This window comes from Streptomyces sp. MMG1533 (genome assembly GCF_001279775.1).
GTDB lineage: Bacteria > Actinomycetota > Actinomycetes > Streptomycetales > Streptomycetaceae > Streptomyces.
Map to the genome: position 1 here is coordinate 1 of NZ_LGDG01000153.1, position 335 is coordinate 335.

Sequence of the window (335 nt, forward strand, 5' to 3'; positions counted from 1 at the left end):
TGAGGAGGCCCGGATGCCCGAACTCACCTGGCAGAAGTCCTCGTTCAGCGGAGCCCCCGACCAGAACTGCCTCTACGTCGCCACCGCCCCCGACGGAACGATCCGCCTCCGCGAGAGCGACACCCCCCACGTCATCCTGACCACCGCCCCCGCCGGCCTCGCCGCCCTGATCCGGTACGTCACGGACGCCGACTGACAGGCCGGGCACGGGGCGACAGCACGTGCTGTACACCCTTTGAGGAGGCCCGGATGCCCGAACTCACCTGGCAGAAGTCCTCGTTCAGCGGAGCCCCCGACCAGAACTGCCTCTACGTCGCCACCGCCCCCGACGGAAC

The 335-nt window shown here is 69.6% G+C and carries 1 protein-coding gene; it reads left to right on the forward strand.

Translation table 11 applies throughout. From position 1 onward, the window contains the following. Positions 1-196, forward strand: a 196-nt coding sequence (locus tag ADK57_RS16605) for a DUF397 domain-containing protein (protein ID WP_420711864.1), incomplete at its 5' end; no start/stop codon positions are given. Between the last annotated feature and the right edge of the window lie 139 nt (positions 197-335).